The following is a 15762-nucleotide window of genomic DNA, read 5'->3' on the forward strand; positions in this document are numbered from 1 at the left end:
CGAGGCGGCGCAGCCGCGAGTCTCGAGGGCTGACAGCAGACGCTTCGGGGGCCGAACCCCGCGCGCGCCAGCGCGCCAATAAACACAGCACCTTCGCGAGCAAGGTCACCTCCCCACCCTGGCAGGCAAGGTCACCTCCCCACCTTCGCGAGCAAGATCACCTCCCCACCCTCGCGAGCAACGTCACCCCCCACCCTCGCGAGCAACGCCACCCCCCACCCTCGCGAGCAACGCCACCCCCCACCCTCGCGAGCAACGCCACCCCCCACCCTCGCGAGCAACGCCACCCCCCACCTTCACAAACAAGCCCGCTCAAACACCTTCGCGCCCCTGGTACCCGAACAGGAGACGGCCCACCGCCCCGCACCGATCCAAGCCGGATATGTCAACCCGGCAGTACCGGCACCGCGTCCGCACCCAACCCCGGCACCTCACGCCAATACGGGTCCCCACTCTCCGGTGTCCGGGTCAGTTCCAGCACCGCCCGCGAATCCGCGACGTACTGGCGTGCGACGGAGCCGGTGACCAGCCGGACCGGCGGAGTGAGGTTGCGCCCGCCCAGCGAGGACATACCCGAGCCGTCGATCTTGACCGTGCGCACCGGGTCGACCGTGCCGCTGCCGGCGAGGATGATCGTATCGTCGCTGAACCAGTCCAGTGAGGTCGCGGGCGCGCTGAGTTCGATCGCGATCTGTTGTGGTGAGGTGAGCGCGAAACCGCCGTCGGGCCGGCGCAGCACCATCGCGGTGTACACCTCGCCGTCGGCGATCAGCGCCGCGCTGACTCCGTTGCGGGATATCCGCAATTCGGTGATGGGTGCTTCGATGGCGGACCCGGAATCGTCGGCGAACAACTGGGTGGTATCGACTTCCTGCACCGATACGTTGCCGGTATCGCGATTCGTGACCGCCCGGATGACCCGGTCACCGTTGATGACCGCCCAGGCGGCGCTGCCGTCGGCGGTCCAGGACGGGCGGGTGATCGCGCCGCCCTCGGCGACCGGGAACGCGTTGCCACCGTAGCTGCCCACCATCAGGGTGCGTTGCGGTTGCGGTGGCGCCCGGCCCGCGTCCGCGACGGCCGCGATGAGCTTCCCGTCGGGCGAGAGCCCTACCGATTGCAGGTTCTGCACCGAACCGAAATACCCGGGGGTGGGTGTGAGCGAGCTGTTGTTGCCGACTTCGACGAGGGCGCCGTTGCGCAGTGCGTGCAGACCCACCTGGGCCTGGGGCTGGATGGAATCGGCGATCGAGCCGAGATCGTCGACCGACCAGCCACTGCCGGCGAAGCGCTCGTCCAGCGGGCGGCCGTCCGCGAGCAGCATGTAGGGCCCGAGTACCTCGGCGGAGGCCAGGGTCAGGATCACCTGGGCGGCGAACAGTTCGCGGTCGCGGGCGCCGAGGTCACCGACACCGGAGAAGTCGATCCGCACGCCGCCGAGTCCCACGCCCACGCCGACCGGATCGCCGTTGGCCTTGGTGACGGCGCCGCGCACGGCGACGGGCGGCGCCAGGTAGTTGCGCACCGCCGGGGCGATGAAGGGCTGCGGCCCGGCGATCAGCATGCCGACCAGGTGCGCTGCCACTTCGTCGGGGCGTACCGATATCCAGCGCAGGTCCGGTGCCACGTGCTGGCCGTCGGCGGTCACGAAATACAGCGCCTGGCGCCGGTAGGACTGGGTGAACGCGCTGTACTCCATCACCACGCCGTCGGGGAGTTCGTCGATACGCCATTCCCCGTCGACCCGGTTCATCTCGATCTTGTGCTCGATGATCCCGTCGGCCGCGTGGTAGGAGCCGTCCGGGGCGAGTTCGCCGACCTTCCGGGCGCGCAACACGTAGGTCGCCTCGTTCTCGGTCCGTGATTCGCGCAGCGTATCCGCCCGTTCCACGATGACGTTCGAGTCGGCGTCGTTCCACTGGGTGGATGCCGCGGGGGTCATGTACTGGCGGGCGGCGAGATGGCCGTCGGTCGGGTCGGCGGTGGCCTTCAGGAAATCGCCCAGCAGCAGGTCGGGATCGCGGCCCTCGGTGGGTAGTGGCGGGCCTTCGGCCGTGGGTTCCTGCTGGATGGTGCCGAGCGCCTGGGGCTGCGAGGAATCGGGCAGGTTCGCGCACCCGCCCGCGGCCACCAGCGCCGCGATGGCGGCGAGCACGGTGAACAGCCGTAACCATCGGGGATATCCGGAGCGCACGGTCATGATTTCTGGTCTCCGCTGTCGGTGGATTTCCGCCCTTCGGTGGGGGCCTCGGAATCGCTCGTGTCGCGGGGGCCGGTATCCGGCCCGGGACCCGGTTCCACGGCGGCCGGGGTGGGGTCGGGGGTGGCGGTATCCGGCGCGGGCGTCTCGACCGGGACGGTGGTGGCGCCGTCCGCCACTGCCTCCGGGTCTGGTTCGGTGGCCGACGCCGATTCCGCGCGGTCGGTCCGCTGGGGGGCCCACGGTTCGGTTTCGCTGACAGGCGGACCCAGTTCCGCGGTGCTGTGCTCGTCGGTATGCGGCCGGCGAGGCACCCGCCGCATACCCGGCTCCAGCGGGAGCGGGCTCTTACCGAGTTTCTGTCCGCGGACCAGCGGCAGCGTCAGCCGGAAGCTGGCGCCGACCCCGGGCCGCCCCCACGCCTCGAGTTTCCCATCGTGCAGGTTCGCGTCCTCCACGCTGATGGACAATCCGAGACCGGTGCCGCCGGATCGGCGCATCCGCGAGGGATCCGATCGCCAGAATCGGCTGAAGACCAGCTTCTCCTCGCCGGGGCGCAGGCCCACGCCCTGATCCCGCACCACCACGGCGAGTGCGTTGGCCTCGGTATCGCCGCGCATCCGGATGAGCACCGGTTTGCCCTCGCTGTGGTCGATGGCGTTGGCGAGCAGGTTACGCAGCACCCGCTCCACCCGGCGCGGGTCGACCTCGGCGACCACCGGTTCCTCGGGCAGATCGATCACGACCTCGACCGCCGCGTCACGCGCGAGATGCCGGACGGTGGAGATCGCCGCCCGCACACACATCCGCACATCCAGCGATTCCACCTGGAGTTCGGCGACTCCGGCGTCGTGGCGGGAGATCTCGAGCAGATCGTTGAGCAGTCCCTCGAACCGGTCCAGCTCGGTCACCAGCAGTTCCGCGCTGCGAGCCAGGGCGGGGTCCAGATCGTCACTGCTGCCGTGGATCAGATCGGCGGCCATCCGCACCGTGGTCAGCGGAGTCCGCAGTTCGTGACTGACATCGGAGGTGAACCGGCGCTGCAGATTACCGAACTCTTCGAGCTGGTTGATCTGGTTGGACAGGCTCTCGGCCATCTCGTTGAAGGCTTTGGCCAGCCGCGCGATATCGTCGTCGCCGCGCACCAGCATGCGTTCTTTGAGCCGGCCGTCGGCGAACCGCCCGGCGATGCGCGCGGCGGAGCGGATGGGAAGCACCACCTGCCGGGTCACCAGGGCGGTGATGGCGGCCAGCAGGATCAGCAGCACCACCCCGCCGACCAGCATGGTCCCGCGCATCAGCGCCAGACTGCGTTCCTCGTTGCCCAGCGGGAAGATCAGATAGATCTCCAGGGTGGGCACTTCGGAGCTGGGACTGCCGATGATCAGCGCCCGGCCGTGATAGCCGTCCGGATCGGCGACGGTGGCGAACTGGTAGCTCACCTGGTTGCGCTGCACGAAGCGGCGCAATGAGTCGGGAACCTCCTGAATCGGCCCCGCGGCCATCACCTGCTGCGGTGCCCCGCCGATCATCACCAGGGCCGCGTCGAAACTGCCCGCGGCATCACTGGAGCGGCTGGAATCGCGCCGGTTCGACAGCGAATCGCGGGCGTCGGCGAGCCGCTGCTGCTGGCTGGTGGGATCGCTGATACCGGCGAGCTGTCCCTCCACGGTGTTGCGGACGCGGTCCATCTCCTCGACCCCGGCGTTGATCTTCGCGTCGAGGAGGCGGTCGGTGATCTGGCTGGTCAGCACGACGCCCAGCACCGTGATGACGATCAGCGACAGCGTCAGGGTCGAAACGATGACCCGGAGCTGCAGCGAACGCCGCCACAGCAGACCCAGTGATTTACCGGCGTGCTGGAACCACCGCTCGACCGGCACCATCGCCTTGCGTATTTCGGCAAGGCGCCCGACCTGCCCCGAGTCCGGAGCCGTGCGGGACCCTTCGTGGTCACGCAAGTTACCGCCTCCGGGCCCGCGACAACTCGGACCGGATCACGGCGGTCCGGCCTTGTACCCCACACCGCGGACGGTCAGGACGATCTCCGGGTTCTCCGGATCCTTCTCGACCTTGGCCCGCAGTCGCTGCACATGCACGTTGACCAGCCGGGTATCGGCCGCGTGCCGGTAACCCCAGACCTGTTCGAGCAGAACCTCGCGGGTGAACACCTGCCGGGGTTTGCGCGCCAGCGCCACGAGCAGATCGAATTCCAGCGGCGTCAGCGAGATCTGCGCCCCCTCGCGGGTGACCTTGTGCGCCGGCACGTCGATGACGATATCGGCGATGGTCAGCAGCTCGGCCGGCTCCTCCTCGGTGCGGCGCAGCCGCGCGCGCACCCGGGCCACCAGTTCCTTGGGTTTGAACGGTTTGACGATGTAGTCGTCGGCCCCGGATTCGAGGCCGAGTACCACATCGACGGTATCGGTTTTCGCGGTGAGCATCACGATCGGCACACCGGAATCGGCGCGCAGCACCCGGCATACGTCGATACCGTTCATGCCCGGCAGCATGAGATCCAGCAGCACCAGATCGGGCCGGATCTCACGAACCGCCGACAGGGCCTGGGTGCCGTCGCCGACCACGTGCGGGTCGAACCCCTCGCCCCGCAGGACGATGGTGAGCATCTCCGCGAGCGCCATATCGTCGTCGACGACCAGAATCTTCGGCTTCATAGTTACTATGTTGTCATCTCCCGCGCTCGTAACGGGTCGCCACGCCACACTCGGGCGCGTTCCCGCCGGATATCCAACACTAATTCGCGACCAGTGCGGCGAGCCGCGCGGCCAATTCGTTCATTTCCTCGGTGATACGGCCGGATCCCTCGCCGGTGAACCGGAAAACCCACCAGGTTCCGTACCAATCGCGCCGAGCAAGATCACGGTACACGGCGGCGGTACGTTCCTGTAATCCGCTGTCGCGTTCGTAGGCATCGAGTTCCCGGGTGCTGTCGAGTTCGGCGCGCCGCCGGGCGCGCACCGACGCGACCTCCACCGGAACGTCCAGGAGCAGCTGCACCCGGGGCACCGGGAGCTCGAACCGGCCGAATTCCAATTCACCCACCCAGCGCACCATTTCCCCGTCGGCCGATTGCCCCAGCCGCGCGGCGTTGTACGCCGCATTGGACGCCACATACCGGTCCAGCAGGACCACATCGTGATCGGCGAGTGATTTCGCGAGTTCGTCGGCGGCGCCGGCCCGGTCGAGTGCGAAAAGGACCGCCATGGCGTTCACCGATCCGGCCAGATCGCCGTGCGCGCCGCGCAGCGCCTCGGCGGCCAGATCCGCGTGCACCGACCGTCCGTACCGCGGGAACGCGAGCGAGTCCACGCGCAACCCGCGCGCCTCCAACGCCGTGACCAGACCCGTGATCAGCGTGCGTTTACCCGCTCCGTCGAGGCCTTCCACCGAGACCAGCACACCCATGAGGTGCAGCGTACTCGGGACGAACGCGCCCGCCTGCGGAGGCAGGCGGGCGCGTTGGAGACCGGAAAACGGGCCGGATCAGTACCGGTAATGCTCCGGCTTGAACGGGCCTTCGACATCGACGTTGATGTACTCGGCCTGGTCCTTGGTGAGCTTGGTCAGGGTGCCACCCAGCGCCTCCACATGGATGCGGGCGACCTTCTCGTCCAGCACCTTGGGCAGCCGGTAGACCTCGTTGTCGTATTCCTCGGGCTTGGTCCACAGTTCGATCTGGGCGATCACCTGGTTGGAGAAGCTGTTGCTCATCACGAACGAGGGGTGGCCGGTGGCGTTGCCGAGATTGAGCAGACGCCCCTCCGACAGCACGATGATGGCCTTGCCGGAATCACCGAACGTCCACAGATCGACCTGAGGTTTGATATTCAACCTCGTGGCGCCGGACCGCTCCAGGGCCGCCATATCGATTTCGTTGTCGAAATGGCCGATATTGCCGAGAATGGCCTGGTCCTTCATCGCCCGCATATGGTCGAGCGTGATGATGTCCTTGTTGCCGGTCGAGGTGATCACGATATCGGCCGCGCCGATGGCCTGCTCGACCGTGACGACGTCGTAGCCGTCCATCAGCGCCTGGAGGGCGTTGATGGGGTCGATCTCGGTGACCTGGACGCGGGCGCCCTGCCCGGCCAGCGATTCCGCGCACCCCTTACCGACATCGCCGTATCCGCAGATCAGGATCTTCTTGCCGCCGATGAGCACATCGGTGCCACGGTTGATGCCGTCGATCAGCGAATGCCGGGTGCCGTATTTGTTGTCGAACTTCGATTTGGTCACCGAATCGTTGACATTGATGGCGGGGAAGGTCAGTTCGCCCGCGGCGGCGAACTGGTACAGCCGCAGTACGCCGGTGGTGGTCTCCTCGGTGACACCCTTGACACTCTGGGCGATCGCGGACCATTTGCCCTTATCGGTCTCGAACCGCTCCCGCAGCAGGTTGAGGAAGACCGTGTACTCGGCGGAATGGTCCTTGTCGGCCGGGGGTACCACGCCGGCCTTCTCGAACTGGGCACCGCGCAGCACCAGCATGGTGGCGTCGCCGCCGTCGTCGAGGATCATATTGGCCGGTTCACCCGGCCAGGTGAGCATCTGCTCGGCGGCCCACCAGTACTCCTCCAGCGTTTCGCCCTTCCAGGCGAACACCGGGATGCCCTTCGGTTCATCGACGGTGCCGTGCGGGCCCACCACCACGGCCGCGGCGGCGTGATCCTGGGTCGAGAAGATATTGCAGGAGGCCCAACGCACCTGCGCGCCCAGCTCGGTGAGGGTTTCGATCAGCACCGCGGTCTGGACGGTCATATGCAGCGAACCGGAGATGCGGGCGCCCTTCAGCGGCGCGACATCGCCGTACTCGTGGCGCAGGGCCATCAGTCCGGGCATCTCGTGCTCGGCCAGCCGGATCTCCTTGCGGCCGAATTCGGCCAGCGACAGATCCGCCACCTTGTAGTCGATGCCGTTGCGGGTGTCGGGACTCAACGAGGTTCGAGGCAGTTCGGAGGTCGTCATCAGCGTGGATCAGCCTTCTCTCGATATCGGCATGGGCTAGTCGGGCCCGGAGGCGGTAGTGCGATACCTCCGCATTCGCTCCGGCCTCCGCGTCAGGAGGCGGACCGAACGGCCAGACCTCGGCCATGCCCGGTAAACACGGTCTCGATGGCAAGGCTAGCCGGTACCGGACCACCGGGGTTCGGCCGCGCCGGTCGGGTGTCGGGCCGGTGTCGGCGCGGCCGCACCGGACGTGGGAGGACTATGCCGCGACCCGCCGGGTCCCGGCCTGGGCCGCCCGCCGCCGCAGCCGCGGTGCGATGTTGACCCGGCCGAGATCGCCGTCGTAGTGCGCGAGGACCCGTTTGTCCATCACCCGGTGCCACAGCGGCGGGATCGCCGCCAGCACCACCATCGCCGCGTAGCCCGCCGGCAGCTGCGGCGCCTCGTCGGAGCTGCGCAGCGTCTGATAGCGGCGGCCGGGGTTGGCGTGGTGGTCGCTGTGCCGCTGGAGGTGGAAGAGGAAGATATTGGTGACGAGGCGGTCGCTGTTCCAGCTGTCGCGCGGGGTGCAGCGTCGGTAACGCCCGTCCGGGCGGCGTTCCCGCAGCAGCCCGTAGTGCTCGATGTAGTTGACCGTTTCCAGGAGCCCGGCGCCGATCGCGGCCTGCAGCAGCAGGTAGGGCAGGATTTCCCAGCCGAATACCAGCATCAGCGCACCGAACAGCACCACGGTCATCGACCAGGCCTGCAGGATGTTGTTGCGAGGCGACCACCAGCCGCTGCCGGTACGCCGCAGCCGTTCCCGCTCGAGGGTGATCGCGGAACGGAAGCCGCCGAGCACACTGCGCGGCAGGAATTCCCACAGACTCTCACCGAACCGGCCGCTGGCCGGATCCTCGGGGGTCGCGACCCGGACATGGTGGCCGCGGTTGTGCTCGACGAAGAAATGCCCGTAACCGGATTGCGCCAGCGCGACCTTGGCCAGCCAGCGTTCCAGGCGTTCGACCCGGTGGCCGAGTTCGTGGGCGGCGTTGATCCCGATTCCGGATACCAGCCCGAGGGTGGTCGCGAGCCCGATCTTGTCGAGGACGCTCAGCTCGCTGCCTGCCCACAGATATCCGGCGAGCGTCAACCCGACCAGCTGGATGGGCAGGAAGAGGTAGGTGCACCAGCGGTAATAGCGGTCGTTGGAGAGGGTTTCGTAGTCCTCTTCGCGGGGATTGGTGCCGTCGTCGCCGACCAGGATGTCGAGCAGTGGGATGAGTATCAGGATCACCAGTGGCCCGATCCACCAGAACACCTCGAGGCCCGTGTGCAACACCAGCTGCGAGGGCAGCAACGCGCAGGCAGGGGCGATCAGGCCCAACACCCACAGATGGCGTTTGGGATCGGCCGATCCGGCCGACTTGCCAACCAGTTGCACGTTTGCCCCGCTATTGAATACCGAACTTACAGCGGCCTACATATTTGCAGAACCCGCGTCTTCATTGCGTCATTGTTCGCCCCAAACGTGGTAACCGTTACACGACGGGACCGAACCGACGGCCCGGTACGTGGCAAGCGCTCGCCTCCGGCGCACCACCCGCAACCGGCAGACGGGCAGCCCAGGACGCACCCGGGCGGCGACGGGATTCCACAGCGATCTCAGTGCGACCGGGCGGCCAGGATCGCCGCCACATACGGACTGAAAACCCGGCCCAATTCGGTGGGGGCGTCGTAATCCGGTCCGGGCGGGGTCGGTATGAAACTGATTGCCAGCCGTACCAGCGCGTGGGCGAAGGTATCGGCCTGTTCGGCGGTCGCGGCGATCCAGCTGCGCTGGATGACACCGGAGAGGCGGCCGGTGGCGTGCGCGATCAGTGGTCCGGCGTCGAGAGTGATCAGGCGCAGCAGGTCGAGTTTCACCTCGCCCGTCAACAGCGATTGCACCAGCGGGTCCCGGGCCGCGTCCTGGAAATAGCCGGCCAGGCCCTCGCGGATGGAGGCGGCAGCGTCACCGATATTGGCCGCCAGCGCGGTCTCCACATGGTCGACGAGATCGTCGGCCAGGCGGATTGCGTAGGACTCGGCCAGGCCGCCGCGTGAACCGAATTCGTTGTACAGGGTCTGGCGGCTCACCCCCGCGCCGGTCGCGACGTCGGTGAGGGTGATCTTCGACCAGTCACGTAGCAGCAGCAGCTCCCGCATCGCGTCGAGGATCGAGGTGCGCAGTAACTCACGCGCAAACCCCTGTGCGGCATTCCGGGATCCGGTGCTCGGCATGGCTGCGACCCTGGCACGGCCGGGCCGTTTCAGTCAAAGTTTCAAGTTCGTTCGATTTCCACCATGAAGAAATCCGCCTTGGCCGCCCCGCAGTCCGGACAGCTCCAGTCATCCGGGATCTCGCTCCAGCGCGTTCCCGGCGCGATCCCGTCCTCGGGCCAGCCCTCGGCCTCGTCGTACTCGAACCCGCACTGCGCACATCGGTACAGCTTGAAGTCGTTCATGCGAGACCCGGCCTTTCGTTCGACACGCGCCGCCCCACCTCGGGGGCCGGGGCACATACCGGCTCGAAATCGACCTTCTCCCGGACCGCGCAATCCGGGCAGCACCATTCGTCGGGAACCGCCGACCAGGGCGTACCGGGCGGGAATCCCTCGCGCGGCGCACCGGCCGCTTCGTCGTAGACGTAGTCGCAGCCCGGACAGCGATACGCCCTCATCACGCCGCCTCCGCCGGTTCGGCGTGGTACCGGGTCAGAACCCGTTCCCGCGCCCGGGGATGGATATTGGCCCGGGAGATATCGCCGTCGTAGTGCGCGAGGACGCGTTTGTCCATCACCCGCCGCCACAGCGGCGGGATATAGGCGAGCAGGATCATGCCGGCGTAACCCGCGGGCAGCGCCGGGGCCTCCTCCCGGCTGCGCAGGGTCTGGTAGCGGCGGGTGGGATGCGTATGGTGATCGCTGTGCCGCTGTAGGTGGTAGAGGAAGATATTGGTGATCAGATGGTCACTGTTCCAGCTGTGCGCCGGACCGGGCCGCTCGTAACGGCCGGAGCCGGTGCGGGCACGGGCGAGACCGTAGTGCTCGAGATAGTTCACCGCCTCCAGCAGCCCGAAACCCATCACCGCCTGGAGCACCAGATACGGCAGCAGGCCGGGTCCGAAAACCGCCGCGAGCGCGGCGAACAGGCCGGCGGTCAGTAACCAGGCCGTCAGCACGTCGTTGTGCAGACTCCACGGACCACGGCCCAGCCGGCGCAGCCGGGTGCGCTCCAGATCCCAGGCCGAGCGCACGCCCCCGCGAACCGATCGCGGTAGGAAGGCCCAGAAACTCTCGCCCAGCCGGGCGCTGGCCGGATCCTCGGGGGTCGCCACCCGAACATGATGGCCGCGGTTGTGCTCGATGTAGAAATGGCCGTACGCCGTCTGGGCCAGCGCGATGCGGCACAGTTTGCGTTCCATATCGACCTTCTTGTGCCCGAGTTCGTGGGCGGTGTTGATGCCGATACCCCCGATCACTCCGACCGTGAGCGCCAGACCGATCTTGTCGGCCATGAGCAGTCCGCCGTCGATACCGGGTAGCCGCAGATTGTCGGCGGTGATCAGATAGCAGGCGGTGACCAGGGTGGCGTACTGGCACGGCAGATACAGATAGGTGAGGTAGCGGTAGTACCGGTCGTTCTCCAGCGCCTCCAGGACCTCGTCGGGCGGGTTGGAGCTATCCGAGCCGAAGGCCAGATCGGCGAGCGGGATCAGCAGGTACACCAGGAGCGGGCCGAGCCAGAAGGCGACGCGCACCAGCTCGTCCCAGCCGGAAAGGCCGGCCACGCAGATCAAGGGCACCCCGACGGTGAACAGGCCCGTGGGCGCGAACAGACCCCACAGCCACAGGTAGCGCTTGGGATCCCGCCATGGCCGTGGTGGAGCAGTCTCGGTGGGCTGGACAGACATCACTGTCTCGCTTCTAGTAGGGCTGGCAGGCTCGGCTGCCGTCTCACTTGCGCACGCCGCGGTGTCGCTATCGACGGTAGGCGCGGTAAGGCCCTGGAGTGGCGAGGTTTATGGCTTTGAAAGAGTTCGGATCAGCGTTGACGCATGTTTTTGACCTGGGCGTGACCTGAACCGAGGTCAATCGGCGATCGGTCCGGGTCGCTGCTCGCCCGTGCACAGGCGAGCAGCGACCGCGTCAGCGGATCAGCACATCGGAATCCGGCGGTAGCGCGTCCACCGGCCACCACCGCAGATCGGTGGATTCGGCGCTGCGCACCGGCACCGCGCCCGGCGGCGCGGTGAACCGGAACAGCAGGTCCAGATGCCGGGTCGGGACTCCCAGCGAACAGGTGATCGGGTGCGCCTGAGCCGCGTAGAGCCCCGCTTCCGCGCGCAGGCCGGGAATACCGGACTCCTCGGTGGCCTCCCGCAGGGCGGCATCGGCGACCGTCTCGTCGGCCTCCTCGCAGTGTCCGCCGAGCTGGATCCAGCGGCCGACCCGCGGATGCAAGGTCAACAACACGTCACGCCCGTCGGCGGAGAACACCACCGCCGAGGCGGTGATATGCCCGGGCGCGTGCTCACGCAGGCAGCCGCGCGGAGCCGAACCGAGGAATGCCAGCATCGCCTCCCGCAGCGAGGACTCGGGCCCGGATTCGGGTTTCCAGCCGGTGAGCAGTTCGGTCGCCGAATCGTGCAGGGACCGGGCGCTCACAGCTCCACCAGACCCGATGCGGGGTCGCGGGGGTCGCGGGGGGTCAACTCCTCGAGCGGATGCCCGACGGCGACGGCCCCCAGTGGAGCCCAGTCACCGTCCAGGCCGAGCACCTCCCGGGTGACCTCCGGGGCGAAGATCGTCGAGCCGATCCAGCAACTGCCCAGTCCCTCGGCCGCGAGCGCGACCAGCAGCCCCTGAACCGCGGCGCCCACCGCGACGGTGAACATGGTCCGCTCCGCGGCGCGGCGCCGCTCGTCGGGATAGTCGTGGGCGCCGTCGGGCACACAGAACGGGATGATCACCTCGGGGGCGTCGAAAAGGATGCGGCCCCGGTCCACCCGGCGGCGCACCCGCTCCGGATCCAGCCCGTCTCGCGTGAGGTCGGCCCGCCAGGCCTCGGCCATCGCGGCGAGCAGCCGGTCACGCAGGGCTCGGTCGCGCAGCCAGACGAAGCGCACCGGACGGGTGTGATGCGGTGCGGGCGCGGTCAGCGCCACCGCCGTCGCCGCGCGGATCCGCTCGGGATCGACCGGGCCGTCCGCGAAGGCGCGCACCGAACGCCGCATCAGCACGGCCTCGGACCGTCCGCGTTGCAATGCCTCGGCGGTGCCGAGCCAGAACAGATCATCGGTACCCGCGCGCACCAGATCGGCCGCGGTCGATCCATCGTCGGTGAGCGCGAGCCCGCGCACCACCGCGACCGGGACCCCGCCCAATTTGCCCTTCACCAGATCCGCGGCCGCGGCGAGCTCGTCGGCGAGGGCGACCTGGGTCACCTGGAGTTCGTTGCCCTGCCCGTCCACGGTGCCCGAATAGTCGTGCAGCACACGCAGTCCCGCGGATCCGATCGCGACATCGGTCTGCCCGTTACGCCAGGCGCGGCCCATGGTGTCGGTGATCACGACCGCCACATTCACCCCGAGCCGGGTGGCGAGCGCGGAACGCAGCCCTTTCGCGCTTCCATCCGGATCGGAGGGGAGCAGGACGAGTTCGTCGCGCTCCACATTGGACCCGTCCACCCCGGACGCGGCCTGGACGATGCCCAGCCGGTTCTCGGTGATCAGCGTGCGTCCCCGACGCGCCACCACCCGTACCGATTCCTGTTCCACCAGCCGCCGCCGCGCGGTGTCGCGCTGCTCCGGATCGGTGGGCGCGGGCACTATCCGGCCCTCGGCCTTGGCGACGATCTTGCTGGTGACCACGAGGATATCGCCGTCGGCCAGCCAGGGGGCCGCGGCGGCGATCCGGTCCGCGACATCGTCGCCGGGGCGGAATTCCGGCAGCCCCGTTATCGGCAGAATGCGCAATTCCGTCGCGGCGTGATCGGCGATCAGTGGTTGCGCGTAAGACTCGGTCACGGTTTCACTCCCGCCAGTTCGAGTGCCGCGCGCACCATTTCGGCAGTGGTCGGCGGGTCGGTCATCAGCAGCGGCACGCTGCGTACCTCCACGCCCGGCACCTCGGCGGCATCGGTGGTGTGGATCAGCCATCCATCGAGAATGCCTGTGGCCGAACGGGATCCGTAGTGCCGGCCAATCGCTTCGGCCGTGGTCTCGACACCGATCACCGAGAGGCATTCGTCGGCCATACCGCGCAACGGCTTGCCGTCGATCACCGGGGAAATCCCGATCACCGGCGCCTTCGTGGTGCGCAGAGCGCCCCGGATTCCGGGCACCGCGAGGATGGAACCCACGCTGACGACGGGGTTCGAGGGGGCGAGTAATACCGCATCTGCATTGCTTATGAGTTCAGTCACATTAGGGGCCGGTTTGGCGTCATCCGCCCCGATTGTGGCGAATCCGTGAGTTCGAACGTCCGCGCGGTACCGAACCCACCACTCCTGGAAATGGATCGCGCGGCGTTCGCTGGGGTTGTCCGGATCACTGATAACTACATGCGTTTCGCAGCGATCGTCGGTTGCCGGGATGAGTTCCACACCCGGTTGCCATCGATTGCAGAGCGCTTCGGTAACTGCCGAGAGCGGATACCCGGCGCGCAACATTTCGGTACGAACGAGATGCGTGGCGATATCCCGATCCCCCAGTCCGAACCAGTCCGGCTGGGCGTGATATTTCGCCAACTCCTCCTTCGCGTGCCAGGTTTCTCCCAGCCGGCCCCAGCCGCGCTCCGGATCAATTCCACCGCCGAGCGTATACATGCAGGTATCGAGGTCGGGACAGATTCTCAGCCCGTGCATCCAGACGTCATCGCCCACATTGACGATGGCGGAAACCTTCGCTTCGGGCAGCAGCTCCCGGACGCCCAGCAGGAACCGCGCGCCACCGACTCCGCCGACCAGGACGGCGATCCGGGGACCATTGGCGGGTCCGATGTCCGCTTGTTGTGAAGTCACATCTGTACACACTATGCCGCCCGGAAAATAGTGCGCGTTCGGCTATATTTGCCGCTCATTTGCTATTCGGGTCACAAGATCGACTCGGAATGCCGCGCGGGATAGTAACGGAATAGTGACGGTGGCTTGACCATCGGCACCGGCGGCGTGTCTAATCACAGACATGTCATTCCGGATCGCGCGGGAAGTACATGGCGCGCACGGAAATTCGAACGAGTGTTCGAATGGGAATGGCGGCTCGGGGAAGTCCGCGAGACAACGTCGCGGAGTTTGGCCGTCGGTATGCGTGTGGATCGACGGAAAGAAATCATTCTGCGCTAACACACAGTGAGGAGGCGGAGCGATGGCCGAAGAACTGGCCCCGGCCGGCATTCCGGTGGGTGTATCGCGAACCGATTCCACGGCAGGCGCAGCACGAAGCGCCGCTGCCGACAACGGCTGGACCGATCGCGATCGGAGTGAGCGAGAATCGACGCCCCGGCTCAGCTTGATCGTGACCGGTTTCGACGAGATGTTCGACTCCATCGAAGAACAGTGGCAGGAACGCGCACTGTGCGCGGAGACCGACCCGGAAGCCTTCTTTCCGGAAAAAGGCGGATCCACGCGCGAAGCCAAGCGAATCTGCATGGGCTGCGAGGTCCGCGACGAGTGCCTGGAATACGCGCTCGCACATGATGAGCGATTCGGTATCTGGGGCGGCCTGTCGGAGCGGGAGCGCCGGCGCCTCAAGCGCGGTATCGGCTGACGACACCGCTCGCGTCGGTGCGCCCCGGAGCACGTGGCCGGGGCGGGCCGTCGCGGTCGGCGATCACTGACTAACGTTGGCAGTCATGGCACGATCCCGCAACCGCAGACCCCCGACCGCCCGGTCGGTCAGCCGTCGCGGCCGCGGCGTGCGCGGGCCGATGCTGCCCCCGACCGTCCCCGCCTGGCGCACCCGCGGCCAGAAATTCGACCGCCTCGTACTCGAAGCGTTCGCACCACTGGACACCCGCTGGCACGACCGCCTCACCAAACTGGATATCGCCGTCGACGATGTCCCGAAAATCCGCCCCCTCCACCCCGACACGGTGACCTGGCCGGACGAAGTAGTAGCCGACGGACCGGTACCACTGTCCCGCCTCATCCCCGCGGGCGTCGACCGGCACGGCACCCCCATCCGGGCCCGGGTGGTCCTGTTCCGCAAACCCCTCGAACTCCGCGCCGGCGACCCCGACGACCTGGTAGAACTGCTCCGCGAGGTTCTCGTCCAGCAGATCGCGACCTACCTGGGCGTCGACCCCGACGTCATCGACCCCGAGCTGTAATTTTGGAGCGGCTCCGCCCCTTCGCGGAAGGGTGGGGGAGGTGGGTTGAAGCGGCCCCACCGCCAAGGAAGGTTCGGATCGACCCCTCCGTCAAGGGTTGGGGACGTGGGTTGAAGCGACCCCACCGCGAAGAGGGGTTCGCATCGACGCCTCCGTGAAGGGTCGGGCTGTGATTTTGGAGCGGCTCCGCCGCTCGAGGGTGGGGCCCTATTAACCCGGTTCTTCACTCCCGCCGGTCGGTCGC

Annotated in this window: 15 protein-coding genes; 2 read left to right on the plus strand and 13 right to left on the minus strand. The window is 67.5% G+C overall.

Annotated features, from left to right (window positions below; all coding sequences use genetic code 11):
- Positions 1–385 precede the first annotated feature (385 nt).
- The 13 genes from lpqB to cofD form a co-directional block, all read right to left on the minus strand.
- The gene (gene lpqB / locus AB0F41_RS30010) at positions 386–2200 is read right to left on the minus strand and encodes an MtrAB system accessory lipoprotein LpqB (protein WP_357429683.1); all 1815 of its coding nucleotides are present in this window, start codon (positions 2198–2200) and stop codon (positions 386–388) included.
- Positions 2197–4086 (minus strand): MtrAB system histidine kinase MtrB, encoded by a 1890-nt coding sequence (gene mtrB, locus AB0F41_RS30015; protein ID WP_357429703.1) that lies wholly within the window; start codon positions 4084–4086, stop codon positions 2197–2199. The genes lpqB and mtrB overlap by 4 nt, the downstream gene beginning before the upstream one ends.
- Before the next feature lie 111 nt (positions 4087–4197).
- Positions 4198–4884, minus strand: coding sequence for an MtrAB system response regulator MtrA (gene mtrA, locus AB0F41_RS30020; protein ID WP_174361910.1), 687 nt, complete (start codon positions 4882–4884; stop codon positions 4198–4200).
- A gap of 70 nt (positions 4885–4954) precedes the next feature.
- Complete coding sequence (locus AB0F41_RS30025; protein ID WP_357429685.1) at positions 4955–5626, minus strand: dTMP kinase; 672 nt, start codon at positions 5624–5626, stop codon at positions 4955–4957.
- A gap of 78 nt (positions 5627–5704) precedes the next feature.
- Positions 5705–7186: an adenosylhomocysteinase gene (gene ahcY / locus AB0F41_RS30030; protein WP_357429687.1), complete on the minus strand. Its 1482-nt coding sequence runs from the start codon at positions 7184–7186 to the stop codon at positions 5705–5707.
- 241 nt (positions 7187–7427) lie between these two features.
- On the minus strand, positions 7428–8591 hold the full coding sequence (locus AB0F41_RS30035) for an alkane 1-monooxygenase (RefSeq protein ID WP_357429689.1): 1164 nt from the start codon (positions 8589–8591) through the stop codon (positions 7428–7430).
- 221 nt (positions 8592–8812) lie between these two features.
- A complete protein-coding gene (locus AB0F41_RS30040; RefSeq protein WP_357429691.1) occupies positions 8813–9430 on the minus strand; it encodes a TetR family transcriptional regulator in 618 nt (205 codons plus the stop codon).
- A 41-nt stretch (positions 9431–9471) separates the two neighbouring features.
- The gene (locus AB0F41_RS30045) at positions 9472–9654 is read right to left on the minus strand and encodes a rubredoxin (RefSeq protein ID WP_357429693.1); all 183 of its coding nucleotides are present in this window, start codon (positions 9652–9654) and stop codon (positions 9472–9474) included.
- Entirely contained in the window at positions 9651–9869 is a 219-nt protein-coding gene (locus tag AB0F41_RS30050; protein ID WP_357429705.1) for a rubredoxin, read from the minus strand. Before AB0F41_RS30050 ends, AB0F41_RS30045 begins: the two co-directional genes overlap by 4 nt.
- Positions 9869–11101 (minus strand): alkane 1-monooxygenase, encoded by a 1233-nt coding sequence (locus tag AB0F41_RS30055; RefSeq protein ID WP_357429695.1) that lies wholly within the window; start codon positions 11099–11101, stop codon positions 9869–9871. Before AB0F41_RS30055 ends, AB0F41_RS30050 begins: the two co-directional genes overlap by 1 nt.
- A 235-nt stretch (positions 11102–11336) precedes the next feature.
- Positions 11337–11855: an NUDIX domain-containing protein gene (locus tag AB0F41_RS30060; protein WP_357429697.1), complete on the minus strand. Its 519-nt coding sequence runs from the start codon at positions 11853–11855 to the stop codon at positions 11337–11339.
- A complete protein-coding gene (locus AB0F41_RS30065; protein WP_357429699.1) occupies positions 11852–13216 on the minus strand; it encodes a coenzyme F420-0:L-glutamate ligase in 1365 nt (454 codons plus the stop codon). Before AB0F41_RS30065 ends, AB0F41_RS30060 begins: the two co-directional genes overlap by 4 nt.
- A complete protein-coding gene (gene cofD / locus AB0F41_RS30070) occupies positions 13213–14190 on the minus strand; it encodes a 2-phospho-L-lactate transferase (protein WP_357429707.1) in 978 nt (325 codons plus the stop codon). Before cofD ends, AB0F41_RS30065 begins: the two co-directional genes overlap by 4 nt.
- 532 nt (positions 14191–14722) lie before the next feature.
- On the opposite strand from cofD, the gene AB0F41_RS30075 reads away from it, so the two are divergent.
- Complete coding sequence (locus tag AB0F41_RS30075) at positions 14723–14956, plus strand: WhiB family transcriptional regulator (RefSeq protein ID WP_033243613.1); 234 nt, start codon at positions 14723–14725, stop codon at positions 14954–14956.
- 85 nt (positions 14957–15041) lie between these two features.
- Positions 15042–15518, plus strand: coding sequence for a metallopeptidase family protein (locus tag AB0F41_RS30080; RefSeq protein ID WP_357429701.1), 477 nt, complete (start codon positions 15042–15044; stop codon positions 15516–15518).
- Positions 15519–15762 lie beyond the last annotated feature (244 nt).

It is taken from the genome of Nocardia sp. NPDC024068 (assembly GCF_040638875.1).
Lineage (GTDB): Bacteria > Actinomycetota > Actinomycetes > Mycobacteriales > Mycobacteriaceae > Nocardia.

Coding starts and splice junctions, on each gene's coding strand:
- AB0F41_RS30040 (WP_357429691.1), bottom strand. CDS start 9,430: ATGCCGAGCACCGGATCCCGGAATGCCGCACAGGGGTTTGCGCGTGAG.
- AB0F41_RS30050 (WP_357429705.1), bottom strand. CDS start 9,869: ATGAGGGCGTATCGCTGTCCGGGCTGCGACTACGTCTACGACGAAGCG.
- AB0F41_RS30080 (WP_357429701.1), top strand. CDS start 15,042: ATGGCACGATCCCGCAACCGCAGACCCCCGACCGCCCGGTCGGTCAGC.
- AB0F41_RS30045 (WP_357429693.1), bottom strand. CDS start 9,654: ATGAACGACTTCAAGCTGTACCGATGTGCGCAGTGCGGGTTCGAGTAC.
- lpqB (WP_357429683.1), bottom strand. CDS start 2,200: ATGACCGTGCGCTCCGGATATCCCCGATGGTTACGGCTGTTCACCGTG.
- ahcY (WP_357429687.1), bottom strand. CDS start 7,186: ATGACGACCTCCGAACTGCCTCGAACCTCGTTGAGTCCCGACACCCGC.
- mtrB (WP_357429703.1), bottom strand. CDS start 4,086: ATGGTGCCGGTCGAGCGGTGGTTCCAGCACGCCGGTAAATCACTGGGT.
- AB0F41_RS30025 (WP_357429685.1), bottom strand. CDS start 5,626: ATGGGTGTGCTGGTCTCGGTGGAAGGCCTCGACGGAGCGGGTAAACGC.
- AB0F41_RS30075 (WP_033243613.1), top strand. CDS start 14,723: ATGTTCGACTCCATCGAAGAACAGTGGCAGGAACGCGCACTGTGCGCG.
- AB0F41_RS30055 (WP_357429695.1), bottom strand. CDS start 11,101: ATGTCTGTCCAGCCCACCGAGACTGCTCCACCACGGCCATGGCGGGAT.